Genomic DNA, 12720 nt, shown 5'->3' with positions numbered 1-12720 from the left:
AGTGAGCGAGACAACGATGAGCAATGATGCCATGGGAGAGCTTTCCGCCGTCCTGGAGACCAGGGCCCCGCTTCCGGATGTCGATCCGGATCCGGAGTTTCTGAAGGCGACCGAATTGGAGGAAGCGTTGAACCCCCAGCGTCGCGCGCTCGTCGTGCTCGTCAGTGACCACACCCCGGGCAGTGGGTTGGACAGTGACAAACTGGTCACCGAGCTGCTCCATGAAGCGGGTTTCACCGTGGATGCCGTTGTCCAGGTCAAGTCGAAGAAGTCACAGATCCGCCAGGCGATTGAAACCGCGGTCATCGGTGGGGCCGATCTGGTTCTCACCGTCGGCGGTGTCGGAGTCGGGCCCAGGGACAAGACCCCGGAGGCGACGCGGTCCATCCTCGACCAGATGCTCCCTGGAATCGCCCAGGCACTTCGTGCCTCGGGCCTGGCCTGCGGTGCGGTGGACGCCTGTGTATCCCGTGGCATCGCCGGTGTGTCGGGGTCGACCGTCGTCGTCAACCTCGCGGCCTCGCGTTCCGCGATCAGAGACGGCATGGCCACCCTGGTGCCACTCGTGCATTTTGTCATCGACCAGATGCAGACCTCCACCGTCAGATAACCCAGGGGGTTCCAAGTTGTCCAGAAGCCGTCGCCGCGTGTTCAAACCCTCCACCGCACAGGACTACGACCGATCAGCCGACCGTTCCACCGATGGCCGGATCACCGGTGATGAGGATCGGGAAGTGATTCTTGATCCGGATTCGGAGGACACTCCCGAGGGGGATCGGTTCTGGTTGGAACAACGTCCGCCCCACTATGGAGCGGAATAGCAAAAGCCACCCTGACTGGGGTGGCTTTTTCCATCGTTTCGACTGCACCTACTGTGCGGACTTCTGCTCCTTGAGCAGGTCGCGGATCTCGGTGAGCAGCTCGGCTTCGATCGATGCGGGAGTCTCCTTCTCCTCCTCAACGCCCTTGCGCTTGGCCAGGGTTTCATTGAGCTTGTTCATCGGTGCGACAAGAACGAAGTAGACGATCGCCGCGATGATCAGGAAGTTGATGGCCGCCGTAATCACGGCACCGAAGTCGATGAAGGTGGCCTCGTTGCCGGCGATGACGTGGAAGCCCAGCCCGGATACATCGGCACCACCGAAGGAGGCGATCAACGGATTGACGATGTGGTCGGAGAATGCGGTCACGATTGCCGTGAACGCGGTTCCTATGACCACGGCGACGGCAAGCTCGATGACATTGCCACGCAGAATGAAGTCCTTGAATCCCTTGAGCATTTTTCCAGTTTCCTTGTCAGGTTGAAGGGGCGCGAGTCAACTTCAGGATTTTAGTCCACATCCATGGCATGCATAGGGATGAAACGCCTCAGGAGGCCGGGCCGCGCACCCGGTCGCCGGTGAGCACCACCGTCAAGGGCGCATTCAGGGACGCAGCGGCCACGGTGAGGGCGAGGGATTCGGGGAGCAGGACCAGAACGCTCTCGGTTCCCTCGGCGGCCCCGAGGATTACGCGCCCACCTGCTGCAATCGTGTGTGATCCGCCCGAATCAGGTTCGAGGGAAACCACGGAGACGGTGTCACCGTGGTGGAGAAGCGGGATGGTGGAGGGGTCGGACAGGCGCAGAGGCACCATTGTCTGCGGATCCGCAGAATTATCACCAGTGATATTGGCCACAAAGCTTGCTGTGAGGTCCTCGCCTATGAACCTGCGCGGGGTGGCCACCTCCCCAGCTCCGAGGGATGATGCCGCGACCTTTCCCACCGCCTCCCCGGTATCCCCCAACGCGCCTGCAGGAGCGAATTCCGCCGGCACCCGGCGAAGCTCCACATCGGTTTCGCGGATCACGTCACCGGCGTTGACATCCCGGATGAACACCACCGCAGAGGGGTCCGTGGACAGGAAAGAGCGCAGAAGAAGTGCGCCGGCCGCGAGTAGAAGCAGCGCGGCAACGGCGCGGCGCAACAACAATGACCGGTGCCACCCAGGCGTGACTAGTTTTCTGCGGAGTTCCATATCTCCTTGGACTGCCTAAAGCGCACCCAGGTTCCGCACTCCGGCCGGTGTGATGATCACATTGACGGGCAGATCGTGGTCCTCGACCTCGATGTCATCGCGGATCTCGCCGTTGTAGAGCGTGGTGGCCACCGTCGCCCGCACCCCAGTGGCCAGTGCACGGTCGTAGAAGCCCCCGCCCTTGCCCAGTCTTATCCCCCCGGGCGTGCACGCCAGTGCAGGTGCGATGATGAGATCGCAGAAGTTCAGCGCCTCCGGCCCCAGCCGGGGGCCCGATGGCTCCCAGATGCCGAAGGCCCCCTTCACCAGATTGGTCGGCCCCTGGTAGAGGGCCCAGTCCAGGCGTCCGTCCTCCAGGGACAGGGGAAGGATCAACGCGGGTACCTCGGAATGGATCGCGTCGAGAAAGAGGCGACCCCCCGGTTCCGTCCTTCCGGGAACATAGGCGGCGACTCTTTTGGGGCGGGTGCTCCGGAGGAAATAGGAGACATGGGCCACCAGGGCGGCGTCCTCCCTGTGCCGGAGGTCTGCGGGCATGGTGGCGCGGGCGTCGAGAAGCTTTCGGCGCAACTCCGTCTTGGACTCGCTCATAGCTTTCCAGGATAGCCGTGTTTTTCCGGAGGGTGACGGGCGGGCTGAATCATCGTCGGGGGTAAGGTGATCGTCATGAGTTTGCCTATCGACGAGCACGCGAACGCGGTCAAGACCGTGGTTGTCCCCGCAGCGGGAATGGGAACGAGATTCCTGCCTGCGACCAAGACCGTGCCCAAGGAGCTGCTCCCGGTGGTCGACACACCGGGAATAGAACTGATCGCCAGCGAAGCCGCGGAACTCGGCGCCACCAGGCTGGCCATAATCACGGCACCGAACAAGAAGGGTGTCCTGGCGCATTTCAGCAGGTTCGCCGAACTGGAGCAGACCCTGGAGGAGAGGGGAAAAACCGAACAGCTGGCGAAGGTCCGCCGCGCCGCGGAGCTCATCGAGGCTGTGTCGGTGGAGCAGGCCCATCCCCTGGGGCTCGGCCATGCCGTCGGTCTCGCCGAATCCGTACTCGATGAGGACGAGGACGTCGTCGCGGTCATGCTCCCGGATGATCTCGTGCTCCCGGTCGGGGTCATGGAAAGAATGGCGGAGGTGCGCAATCGCTTCGGGGGATCCGTCCTCTGCGCGGTCGAGGTCGCTGATGATGAGGTCTCCAACTACGGCATCTTCAAGGTCGAGGACACGGCAAACGACGCCGCCGACCCTGATATCAAGCGGGTGGTGGGCATGGTGGAAAAGCCCGCGGCGGCCGATGCACCCTCCAATCTCGCGGCCACGGGACGGTACCTGCTCGACCGCGACATCTTCGACGCGCTGCGTCGCATCTCCGCCGGCTCCGGCGGCGAGATCCAACTCACAGATGCCATCGCCCTGCTCATCGATGAGGGGCATCCCGTTCACATAGTCATCCACCACGGGAAGCGGCATGATCTCGGAAATCCCGGCGGATACATTCCGGCTTGCGTTGATTTCGGCCTCTCGGATCCTGTCTACGGGCCCCACCTCAGGCGTGCGATCACGCAGATCCTGGCGGAACACGAGGATGCGGACGCAGCGGCCAGTGGATCCGACGTAGACTAGCTGCCTGTCGGAAGGAGATCCCCAGTGAGATCAGTCGAACAACAGCTGGCCCTGGTAACCCAGGCGGCGGTGACACCGGAGCCGGTCCGTATCGCGATCGCCGATGCCCTCGGTCTGATGTGCGCCGAGGAGGTCCAGGCCACGCGCCCGCTGCCGGGCTTTGCCCAGGCGGCCATCGACGGTTACGCGGTTCGTGCTGTTGATGTCGGCGGTGAGCGCTCACTGAGCAGGGAGTTGCCGCTGGCTCCCCTGGAGAAATCCCTTCCTGTCGTCGGTGAGGTGGCCGCGGGCTCCCAGCAGCCCCTCAGGCTCCAACCGAAGCAGGCTGTACGCGTGCACACCGGAGCACCACTGCCGACGCTGGCGGATGCGGTGCTGCCGATGGCATGGAGCGACCGCGGGAGGAAGCGCGTGGTCGCGCAGCGACCCGTACGCTCCGGGGAGTTCGTCCGCAGGGAGGGCGACGATATTCAACCCGGCGATGTCGCGGTGAGTGCGGGCTCCGTCCTCGGGCCCGCGCAGATCGGGCTGCTCGCCGCCGTCGGCCGGTCCAAGGTACTTGTCTATCCGCGTCCCCGGATGGCGGTCATCTCCGTCGGTCCCGAACTCGTGGACATCGACCGCAGCCCCGGGCTCGGTCAGGTGTATGACGTCAACTCCTATTCACTTGCCGCCGCGGGACGCGAGGCGGGTGCCGATGTCTACCGCTACGGAATCGCCGCGGGTGAGCCCCGCCGGATCCGGGAGATTATTGAATCGCAGATGCTGCGCAGCGAGATGATTGTGATCAGTGGTGCGGTAGGTGGCGCCGGTTCGGAGGGTGTGCGCGAGGTGCTGAGGGAACTCGGTGAGATCGACACTGAAAGGGTGGCTATGCACCCGGGGTCCGTTCAGGGTTTCGGACTGCTCGGCGAGGATCGGATCCCGGTGTTCCTGTTGCCCTCGAATCCGGTGGCCTCCCTGGTCATTTTTGAGATCCTCGTTCGCCCCCTGGTCAGGCTGTCACTGGGCAAACGCAACGCCGCGCGCAGGGTGGTGCGTGCCCGCGCCCTCAACCATGTCACCTCGCTGGCCGGTCGCAAGGGGTTCATCCGGTCCCGCCTCATGCGCGACGCGGAAACCCAGGACTACCTCGTGGAGGCACTCGGCGGAGCCACGGGCGCACCCTCCCATCTGCTCGCCGGAATGGCCGAGGCCAATGCGATGGTGCGTATTCCCGAGGATGTGGCGGAGATCCGCCCCGGCGACGTCGTCGATGTGATCTTCCTGGCACAGGGACGATGAGCCCATGCTCCATGTCTTCAACGACGACCGTTCCCGCCCGCAGCCCCATTTTCGCCACCCCGGATGGCCGGAGAGCACCCGGCAGGTGACCCTCCCGGAGGGTGGCGCGGTCCGGCTGCGGCCGCTGCGCCGCCGTGACTACGCGGTCTGGGCGAAACTTCGGTTGAAGGATGTCGAGCACCTGCGTCCCGTCGAACCCACGGTTCCCGCCGGATGGGAATCCGCCCACACCCGCTCCGCCTGGTGGGAGAGCTACGGTTACCTCAAGAGCGCGGCGCGGCGCGGGGTGGTGGTACCCATGGTCATCGAGCTTGATGGCCGCTTCGTCGGTCAGGTGACCGTCGGCAACATCCAACACGGGGGAATCTCGGACGCATGGATCGGCTACTGGGTGTTCAGTGGGGTCACCGGTCGCGGGGTCGCATCGGCCGCCTGCGCACTCGGCGTCGACCATGCTTTTCGACGCATCGGGCTCCACCGGCTCACCGCCACCTACCTGCCCTCGAACCCGGCATCGGGGCGGGTGCTCGGGCACTGCGGTTTCCGTAAGGAGGGCTTTCTGCGCCGAAACCTCCACATCGACGGACGGTGGATGGATCACCACTTCGTTGCGCTGCTCGCGGATGACTACGCCGCCTCGGCCGTGGAGAGACTGATCCGGGCGGGACGACTTCAGCGCTAACCTTGTCGGCGTGGCAGCCCTTGCGGATTTGTCACACCCGTTACTCTCGTAACTGATTCAACCATGCACCCGTCTCTGGAAGGTTTGGTGCCCTAGTGTCCGGTTTTGTAGGTATCGGCCTGATCGTTGTGGTGTGGCTCATCGTGCTCGCGCCGCTACTGCTACGCAGCCAGAAGCCCATTCGCAAGGCCGGTGAGGCCTTCGATGAAACCCGCGTCATCCATGAGGGTGGCAGCGGGATCCCCGAGCGTCGCCGGCCCCATCTCGCCGCGGAATCCACCGGGGATGAGCAGGTCAAACCAGTCGGCGATGCCTATGAGATCGTCGAGGAACCCTCGATCTTCAGGCATCGCCGTGAGGAGGATGAAACCCAACCCGAGTCCAAGGAGACTGAGGTCTTCGCGGAGGACATCGTTGTCAGTGAAACCGTCACCGACGAGGACGCCGAGTGGAACGAGGAGGATCACTATCCGCTCGAGGACAGTGACACCACCCCGGCGGATCTCCTGCACCCGGTGGAGCGGGAGCGTGCCGCCGCCGAATTTCCGGTTGCCGACAACAGTGCGGAGGAGGAGGCCGAGGAGATTGAGGAGCTCACCGACGAGGACGAGGAGTTCGCCAGGCGCCGCCGCGGACGCGGATACTACGATCCCCAGGCCGACCGCGAGTTCGCGCAGTCGCAGTACGTCCGCCGTCAACGCACCCTCATCGGTCTGGCAGCGCTTGTCGTTGTGACCGTCATCCTCGGTGTCGTCGTCGGTGGTTGGGTGTGGTCACTACCGGTCCTCTCGGCCCTTGTGACCGCCTCCTACCTCGCCGCGCTGCGGAACCAGGTGCGGGCGGAGAACCAGCTTCGTGCCAGGAGGATCCGGCGCCTGCGTCGTTCGCGCCTGGGGGTGCGCCACCCCGAGGATGTCCCGGCCCGGCTCCGCAGGCCCGGTGCCGTGATCGTGGACCTCGATGATGAAAGCCCGGATTTCGAGGGCCTGGACCTGACCTACGCCCCCGCCACCGAGGAACCGGAGACACGGGGTCAGAACCGCCCCCGCAGGGTTGGTTGATGTAGAGTTCCCGCTTATGGCCAAAACGCACCCGACCCGGATTTTCGCCCTAATAGCCGTCCTTGTGGCGGCTTTGAATCTGCGTACCGCGATCGTCTCCGTGGGGTCGGTCCTGGATCAGATCATCGCCACCTTCGGCGCCTCGGAGGCGGTGGCGGGCATCATCACCGCCATACCCGGTCTGATGTTCGGCATCTTCGGTGTCGCAGCGGTTCCGCTCGCCAGGAGGCTGGGGCTCTCCGGCGCATTGAGCTGCGGAATGGTCATCGCCCTGATCGGGTTGACCGTCCGCCCGTGGGTGGGGGACATCTGGAGCTTCATATTCTTCACCGGTCTCGTCGTCGTGGGCATCGCCATCGCCAATATCCTGCTGCCGGCCTGGATCAAACTCCATGGCGGCGCGAACACGGTGGCGCTGATGACCGTTTACACCACCCTGCTCGGGGTCGGCTCCACGATCGGGCCGCTGCCCGCGCTCCTCTTCGGCGGTGAGCAGGGATGGAGATGGGCGATGTTCGTCTGGGCCTTCCTGGGTCTGGCACAGGTTCTGGTGTGGCTGCCGATGTGGGGGAGGGTGCGCCATGACTTCCCCGGGGAGACCATCACCGCGCGGGGCAGGATCTGGACCTCCCCCTCGGCCATCTTCATCATGTTGTTCTTCGGGCTGCAGTCGATGAATGCCTACATTCAGATGGGTTGGCTGCCGAAGATCCTCGTCGACGCTGGCGTCAGTACCGGCAATGCCTCGATCGCGCTGTCCATAGTCGGGGTGATGGGTATCGTCGGTGGATTCACCATGCCGGTCGCCATCGCGCGGACCCGGGACAGAAACCTGGTGTGGTTCCCCGTGGTCTTCGGAATCTCCATGTTTCTGGGGTATCTGGGCACCTGGGCCTTTCCCCTACAGGGCTGGTGGCTGTGGGCCCTCCTGCTGGGTCTGGGCGGATTGTGTTTTCCCATGGCCATCGCCCTGATCCCGGCACGCACCAGGGACCCGCATGTGACCGCCAGCCTGTCCGGCTTCGCCCAGCCGGTCGGCTACGTTCTCGCGGCCCTCGGTCCGCTCGTCGTCGGTGCGCTCTTTCAACTGTGGGGGACCTGGAGTCCGATCCTGCTCATTCTCGCCGGGGGAACCATCGTGCTCGCCGCCGTGGGATACCGTGCCGCCAGGAAGGTGGTCGTCGATGATGAACTTGAGGCCGGTGGTGGCGCCGGATCGCTGGGGTAATCTGTCAACCATGAACAAACCCTTCGTCAGGGACGCGGCGCTCCTGCTTTTCCGCGCCGTTCTCGGCCTGATCTTCGTGGCCCACGGTTGGGAGAAACTCTTCATCGTCGGTATCACCGGGACAACCGGGCAGTTTTCGGCGTGGGGCGTCCCGCAGCCCGGGCTCTCCGCCTGGATCTGTGCGATCGCCGAGCTTGTGGGTGGTGGTCTGCTCGTGGTCGGTCTGCTGACCACGATCGTTGCCGGAGCGCTCACCCTGCTGATGGCCGCGGCGATCTATTTCATGCACCTCGACCACGGGTTCTTCGTCGCCGACAACGGGGTGGAGTATCCCCTGCTGCTGGTTGTCTCCCTGATCATGATCGTCGTCTTCGGCTCCGGACGGGCAAGCATTGACGGGGTGCTGTCCCGTGGTTGATTGTCGGGAGATCCAGGCCGCGCTCTCTGCGCGTCTGGATGGCGAGTCATCCGGTATCGAGGATGAGGTCGTTGATGCCCATCTGGCACACTGCGCGGACTGCCGGGAGTTCTACGACCGCGCGGCGCACCTGAAGCGCCAGTTGAACTTCTGCGTGGCGCAGCCACGCACCATGGTCCCGCCGGACCTGTCGGAGGTAATCCTGGCGGAGGTCGAACCGCAGTGGCGCAGACGTGCCACCACCCGCGTGCTCACCTCGGTGCTCACCCGGGTCTTCATGGTCGTCCTCGGGGTCATTTTTGCCTGGTGGGCGGTTGCCCTGCTGGTGGAGGGGGCGTCGATAAGCACGGTGGAGGACCCGCTGACCTACCGCCTGCTCGGGGAGGCCGCAACCTTTCGTCTCGGTCTGGCCTCCGGACTACTGTTCGCGGCGTGGAAGCCCGGCCTGGTGGGTGGGATGCTGCCGATCTACGGAACACTGTGGACCTTCAGCCTCGGCTTCGCCGCCCGTGATCTGGTGCTCGGTGCGGCCGGCCGTCAGACCGCGCTGCTGATCGTGCTCCTGCTGGCCACCGCCCTGGTGCTGGGGGTATCCTGGCTGGGAAACGCCGGCTCCGGGGTGCTGCGGCGGACATGGAGCTCGATTAGCGCGCAGCCTGCGTGAACACCCTAGACTCGGAACCATGAGTTTTGCTGAGCATGCGATCATCTGGCACATCTACCCACTGGGTGCACTGGGTGCACCCATCCGTCCGGAGGAGCCCATCCGGGAGGTCAGCCACCGCCTCCGTGGCCTCGGGACATGGCTGGACTACGTGGTTGAACTTGGCTGCAACGCGGTGATGTGCGCACCGGTGTTCACCTCGGAATCACATGGCTACGATACCGTCGATTTCTACTCCGTTGATCCGCGTCTGGGGGATGAACGCGATCTCGATGAATTCATCGCCGCCGCGGAGGGGCGCGGCATCGGCATCATCCTCGACGGGGTGTTCAACCACGTCGCCCGCAGTTCGGGGTACGTAGATCTGTGCACCGGGGACAGTTTCGAGGGCCACGAGGCACTGATGGAGCTGGATCACACCCGTGAGGAGGTGGTCGACCTGGTCAGCGATGTGATGTGCTTCTGGCTGGATCGCGGAATCGCCGGATGGCGCCTGGATGCCGCATACGCCATCGACCCCGCATTCTGGGCGCGGGTCCTGCCCCGGGTGCGTGGCAGGCACCCGCGCGCCTGGATCGTAGGCGAGATGATCCACGGGGACTACGCCGCCTATGTTTCGGAGTCGGGCATCGATTCCGTGACCCAGTATGAACTGTGGAAGGCGATCTGGTCGAGCCTGAAGGAGGAGAACTTCTATGAACTTGAATGGACCCTGAGCAGGCATAACGAGTTTCTGGAGTCCTTTGTGCCGCAGACCTTCGTGGGAAACCACGATGTCACCCGCATCGCCACAAAGGTCGGGCAGAACAAAGCGGTCCTCGCAGCGGCGATCCTGTTCACCGTGGGGGGCACCCCGAGCATCTACTACGGCGATGAACAGGGCTTCACCGGCACCAAGGAGGACAGGCTGGGGGGTGATGATGACATCCGCCCGCCACTGCCGGAGAAGCTCTCACCCCTGGGGGAGTGGATTCACCGCGCCTATCAGCAGCTCATCGCCCTTCGGCGCCGCCACCCCTGGCTCCACACCGCGCACACCGAGGTGGAGGATCTCAGCAACACCGAGATCACCTACCGCGCGATCGGTGGTGACGGGGAGTGGATCCGGGTCCGGGTGTCCGTCGAACCGGTCGCCGTGCGGGTCAGCGGGGTCGACGGCGAGACGCTCTTCGAGTTCGATGGGAATCCTGCGGCGGGGAGCTGAGCGCGGCGGGTCCCCTCGCGGGTCAGCGCCAGCTCGGCATCCACATCAGGGAGTAGTAGACGCTGTCCGGGACCAGGTATCCGTAGAGAATGGGTGAGTAGGCGAGGAACATCATCACCACCAGTCCCAGATAGCCGATCACCGCCAGGGAACCCGTGGTCAGTCCCCGGAAGCGTGGCGTGCCCCGCTGCCAGAGCTGGCCGCAGACCAGGGCCAGCATGACGATGGTGAAGGGGATGAGAGCCGTTGCGTAGAAGAAGTACATTTGCCGGTCATAGGTGGCCAGCCAGGGCAGGAAACCCGCGGCGAAGCCCACGAGGGGAATGATGAACGCCCCCTGCCGCCTGATGACCACCGACCACAGGGCCCACACGATCACGGGAACGGTCAGCCACCAGATCGCGGGTGTGCCGAAGAGATAGATCATCCTCCGGCAGGTTCCACCCACCGCGCACTCGATGTCCGTCGAGGAGTAGTAGAGGATGGGCCGGCCGGCGACGAGCCAGGACCAGGGTTTTGAATCCCAGGGGTGGCTGTGGCCGTTGGAGGTGGTCAATGAGCTGTGGAACTCAAGGACACTGAGGTGATAGTGGATCCAGCCGGCCACCGAATCCGGAAGTATCCGGAGGAAGGAATCACCGCTGATTGTTCCGTCCACCCTCGCGTGCCGGTACACCGACGTCTCCGAGGCGAACCACGCCCGCCAGGCCCAGATGTAGAGCAGGACGGGCACGACGACCAGTGAGCCGAGGGCCGGGAGCACATCACGCATCACCGTGCCCGAGACATAACGTCGCACCCCGTAGCGCCTTCGCAACCAAAGGTCCAGGAACACACTGGTCAATCCGTAGAAGGCGATGTAGTAGAGGCCCGACCACTTGACCCCGAGGGATAGGCCGAGGAGGACACCCGTGGTGAACCTCCACCACCGGAAGCCGAATCTCGGGCCGTAATCGGAGGCCCACCCTGAGGTCAGCGCGCCGAAGGCCCCGGCGATCCTGGCGTGCATCTGCTGGTGATCCCGAATCAGCGTCCACGCCGCCGCGGTGATGAAAAAGACCTGAAAGATGTCGAGCATACCGAACCGGGAGGACACCAGCAGCACACCGTCAGCGGTGGCGATGACGCCGGCGATGAAGGTGACCAGGGTGGAACCGCTGAGCCGGCGGGTGATCGCCATGATCGCGAGGATGGTCAGCGTACCGAAGACCGCGGTCATCAGTCGCCAGCCCAAGGGTGAGTAGCCGAACACCATCTCGCTGAGCGCCATGATCTGTTTGGCCAGCGGGGGATGGACCACCAGGCCGAATCCGGGATTTGATTCGATGCCACCGGTGACCGGGTTGATCCAGGACCGCACCATGTCCCAGGCCTGCGGGGCATAGTGTTTCTCATCAAAGACCGGGGTGCCGCCGGCGGTTGCGCTGCTCAACCCGAGGAATCGGGTGAACAGCGCAACAACGGCGATCAGCGACCATGTCCAGGAATCCTGAAAAGTCCAGGTGAACGTGGGTGGGGTAGGTGGGCGGCTACCGGCGAACATGCCTTGGTCCCGCCCCTGACTCCGAACTGGCAGGGCTAGGCTCACCCGGTTGATTGTAGAGCCTGGTGGGAATTCTGTGGGAAGCTGGGATACATGGATGCTGCTGACAACCTCCTTCCGCCCGGGATCATCATCGCGGCGACTCCGCTGGGCAACATCGGGGATGCCTCCCCGCGCCTGGTCCGGGCGCTGGCCCAGGCCCAGATCATCGCCGCCGAGGACACCAGGCGCACCGCGTCACTCGCCGCAGCCCTCGGGGTGGATATCCAGGGGAAACTGGTGTCGAATTTCGATCACAATGAAAACAGCCGGGTCGAGAAACTCCTCGAGGCCGCCCGCACCGGAAGCGTGCTCGTGGTCAGCGACGCGGGCATGCCGGTGGTCTCGGATCCCGGTTTCGCGCTGATCGACGCAGCCCACGACGCGGGGATCCCGGTGACCTGTTTTCCCGGCCCCTCGGCGGTCCCCACGGCCCTGGCACTGTCGGGCCTGCACGTCGGACGTTTCGCCTTCGACGGATTCGCACCCCGTAAACACGGCGCGCGCATTTCATGGCTGGAGACGCTGAAGACGGAGGCCAGGGCGGTGTGCTTCTTCGAGTCACCGCACCGGATCGCGGAGACGCTTGCCGACGCCGCGTCCGTGCTCGGCACCCGCCGCGCGGCGGTGTGCCGCGAGCTCTCCAAGACCTATGAGGAGGTACGCCGGGGGACGCTCCCCGAGCTTGCGCACTGGGCCGCGGACGGCGTCCGGGGTGAAATCACCGTGGTGATCGAGGGAGCCACGGACCTGGAGGTCGATCTCGATGCACTGGTGGAGAGCGCCCTTGAACGGGTGAACGCCGGGGAGCGGCTAAAGACGGTGGCGGCCGAGCTCGCGGGGACCCATGGGGTGGGGAAGAAGGAACTCTATGATGCGGTGATATCGGCGAGGGATAGCTAATTGTTATTGCTTCGTGATTGCCCCGGATGGAAATGCGGCACCAACAGGGGTTCCA

15 protein-coding genes are annotated in these 12720 nt (G+C 64.5%); 11 read left to right on the top strand and 4 right to left on the bottom strand.

Annotated features, from left to right (window positions below; translation table 11 throughout):
• The first annotated feature begins 31 nt into the window (after positions 1–31).
• Positions 32–610, top strand: a complete 579-nt coding sequence (locus B7E02_RS10715) for a MogA/MoaB family molybdenum cofactor biosynthesis protein (RefSeq protein WP_245802298.1) — start codon at positions 32–34, stop codon at positions 608–610.
• Positions 611–647: 37 nt separating this feature from the next.
• Entirely contained in the window at positions 648–821 is a 174-nt protein-coding gene (locus tag B7E02_RS10710) for a hypothetical protein (RefSeq protein WP_245802253.1), read from the top strand.
• Positions 822–869: 48 nt separating this feature from the next.
• Here B7E02_RS10710 and mscL read toward each other — a convergent pair whose 3' ends face one another.
• The 3 genes from mscL to B7E02_RS10695 form a co-directional block, all read right to left on the bottom strand.
• Positions 870–1280 (bottom strand): large-conductance mechanosensitive channel protein MscL, encoded by a 411-nt coding sequence (gene mscL, locus B7E02_RS10705; RefSeq protein WP_080795947.1) that lies wholly within the window; start codon positions 1278–1280, stop codon positions 870–872.
• 88 nt (positions 1281–1368) lie between these two features.
• Entirely contained in the window at positions 1369–2016 is a 648-nt protein-coding gene (locus B7E02_RS10700; protein WP_080795946.1) for an SAF domain-containing protein, read from the bottom strand.
• Between the two features lie 15 nt (positions 2017–2031).
• Entirely contained in the window at positions 2032–2607 is a 576-nt protein-coding gene (locus B7E02_RS10695; protein ID WP_080795944.1) for a 5-formyltetrahydrofolate cyclo-ligase, read from the bottom strand.
• Between the two features lie 75 nt (positions 2608–2682).
• Here B7E02_RS10695 and B7E02_RS10690 point away from each other — a divergent pair, with 75 nt between their 5' ends.
• From B7E02_RS10690 to B7E02_RS10655, 8 genes are all read left to right on the top strand, one after another.
• On the top strand, positions 2683–3639 hold the full coding sequence (locus B7E02_RS10690; protein ID WP_080795943.1) for a UTP--glucose-1-phosphate uridylyltransferase: 957 nt from the start codon (positions 2683–2685) through the stop codon (positions 3637–3639).
• 24 nt (positions 3640–3663) lie between these two features.
• Entirely contained in the window at positions 3664–4923 is a 1260-nt protein-coding gene (glp, locus tag B7E02_RS10685) for a molybdotransferase-like divisome protein Glp (RefSeq protein ID WP_080795940.1), read from the top strand.
• A gap of 4 nt (positions 4924–4927) precedes the next feature.
• Complete coding sequence (locus tag B7E02_RS10680) at positions 4928–5605, top strand: GNAT family N-acetyltransferase (protein ID WP_179129712.1); 678 nt, start codon at positions 4928–4930, stop codon at positions 5603–5605.
• A 95-nt stretch (positions 5606–5700) separates the two neighbouring features.
• Entirely contained in the window at positions 5701–6666 is a 966-nt protein-coding gene (gene sepX, locus B7E02_RS10675) for a divisome protein SepX/GlpR (RefSeq protein WP_080795938.1), read from the top strand.
• A gap of 16 nt (positions 6667–6682) precedes the next feature.
• Complete coding sequence (locus B7E02_RS10670; RefSeq protein WP_080795936.1) at positions 6683–7894, top strand: MFS transporter; 1212 nt, start codon at positions 6683–6685, stop codon at positions 7892–7894.
• A gap of 10 nt (positions 7895–7904) precedes the next feature.
• Positions 7905–8312 (top strand): DoxX family protein, encoded by a 408-nt coding sequence (locus tag B7E02_RS10665; protein WP_080796903.1) that lies wholly within the window; start codon positions 7905–7907, stop codon positions 8310–8312.
• Positions 8305–8976, top strand: a complete 672-nt coding sequence (locus B7E02_RS10660) for a zf-HC2 domain-containing protein (RefSeq protein ID WP_080795934.1) — start codon at positions 8305–8307, stop codon at positions 8974–8976. The genes B7E02_RS10665 and B7E02_RS10660 overlap by 8 nt, the downstream gene beginning before the upstream one ends.
• A 19-nt stretch (positions 8977–8995) precedes the next feature.
• Positions 8996–10180, top strand: coding sequence for an alpha-amylase family protein (locus B7E02_RS10655; protein WP_080795932.1), 1185 nt, complete (start codon positions 8996–8998; stop codon positions 10178–10180).
• 22 nt (positions 10181–10202) lie between these two features.
• On the opposite strand, the gene B7E02_RS10650 is transcribed toward B7E02_RS10655, so the two are convergent.
• Positions 10203–11768 (bottom strand): dolichyl-phosphate-mannose--protein mannosyltransferase, encoded by a 1566-nt coding sequence (locus B7E02_RS10650; RefSeq protein ID WP_143336731.1) that lies wholly within the window; start codon positions 11766–11768, stop codon positions 10203–10205.
• Positions 11769–11816: 48 nt separating this feature from the next.
• On the opposite strand from B7E02_RS10650, the gene rsmI reads away from it, so the two are divergent.
• Entirely contained in the window at positions 11817–12665 is an 849-nt protein-coding gene (gene rsmI, locus B7E02_RS10645; RefSeq protein WP_080795928.1) for a 16S rRNA (cytidine(1402)-2'-O)-methyltransferase, read from the top strand.
• Positions 12666–12720: the final 55 nt, after the last annotated feature.

Source organism: Corynebacterium pacaense (assembly GCF_900169525.1).
Classification (GTDB): Bacteria; Actinomycetota; Actinomycetes; order Mycobacteriales; family Mycobacteriaceae; genus Corynebacterium; species Corynebacterium pacaense.
The sequence above is the reverse complement of the archived record's forward strand: the minus strand, read 5'-3'. Positions and strand labels throughout refer to the sequence as shown.

Bases quoted from the DNA above. Each gene is read 5' to 3' on its own strand.
- B7E02_RS10715 (WP_245802298.1), top strand. From the start codon at position 32: ATGGGAGAGCTTTCCGCCGTCCTGGAGACCAGGGCCCCGCTTCCGGAT.
- mscL (WP_080795947.1), bottom strand. From the start codon at position 1,280: ATGCTCAAGGGATTCAAGGACTTCATTCTGCGTGGCAATGTCATCGAG.
- B7E02_RS10700 (WP_080795946.1), bottom strand. From the start codon at position 2,016: ATGGAACTCCGCAGAAAACTAGTCACGCCTGGGTGGCACCGGTCATTG.
- B7E02_RS10695 (WP_080795944.1), bottom strand. From the start codon at position 2,607: ATGAGCGAGTCCAAGACGGAGTTGCGCCGAAAGCTTCTCGACGCCCGC.
- B7E02_RS10690 (WP_080795943.1), top strand. From the start codon at position 2,683: ATGAGTTTGCCTATCGACGAGCACGCGAACGCGGTCAAGACCGTGGTT.
- B7E02_RS10680 (WP_179129712.1), top strand. From the start codon at position 4,928: ATGCTCCATGTCTTCAACGACGACCGTTCCCGCCCGCAGCCCCATTTT.
- B7E02_RS10670 (WP_080795936.1), top strand. From the start codon at position 6,683: ATGGCCAAAACGCACCCGACCCGGATTTTCGCCCTAATAGCCGTCCTT.
- B7E02_RS10665 (WP_080796903.1), top strand. From the start codon at position 7,905: ATGAACAAACCCTTCGTCAGGGACGCGGCGCTCCTGCTTTTCCGCGCC.
- B7E02_RS10655 (WP_080795932.1), top strand. From the start codon at position 8,996: ATGAGTTTTGCTGAGCATGCGATCATCTGGCACATCTACCCACTGGGT.
- rsmI (WP_080795928.1), top strand. From the start codon at position 11,817: ATGGATGCTGCTGACAACCTCCTTCCGCCCGGGATCATCATCGCGGCG.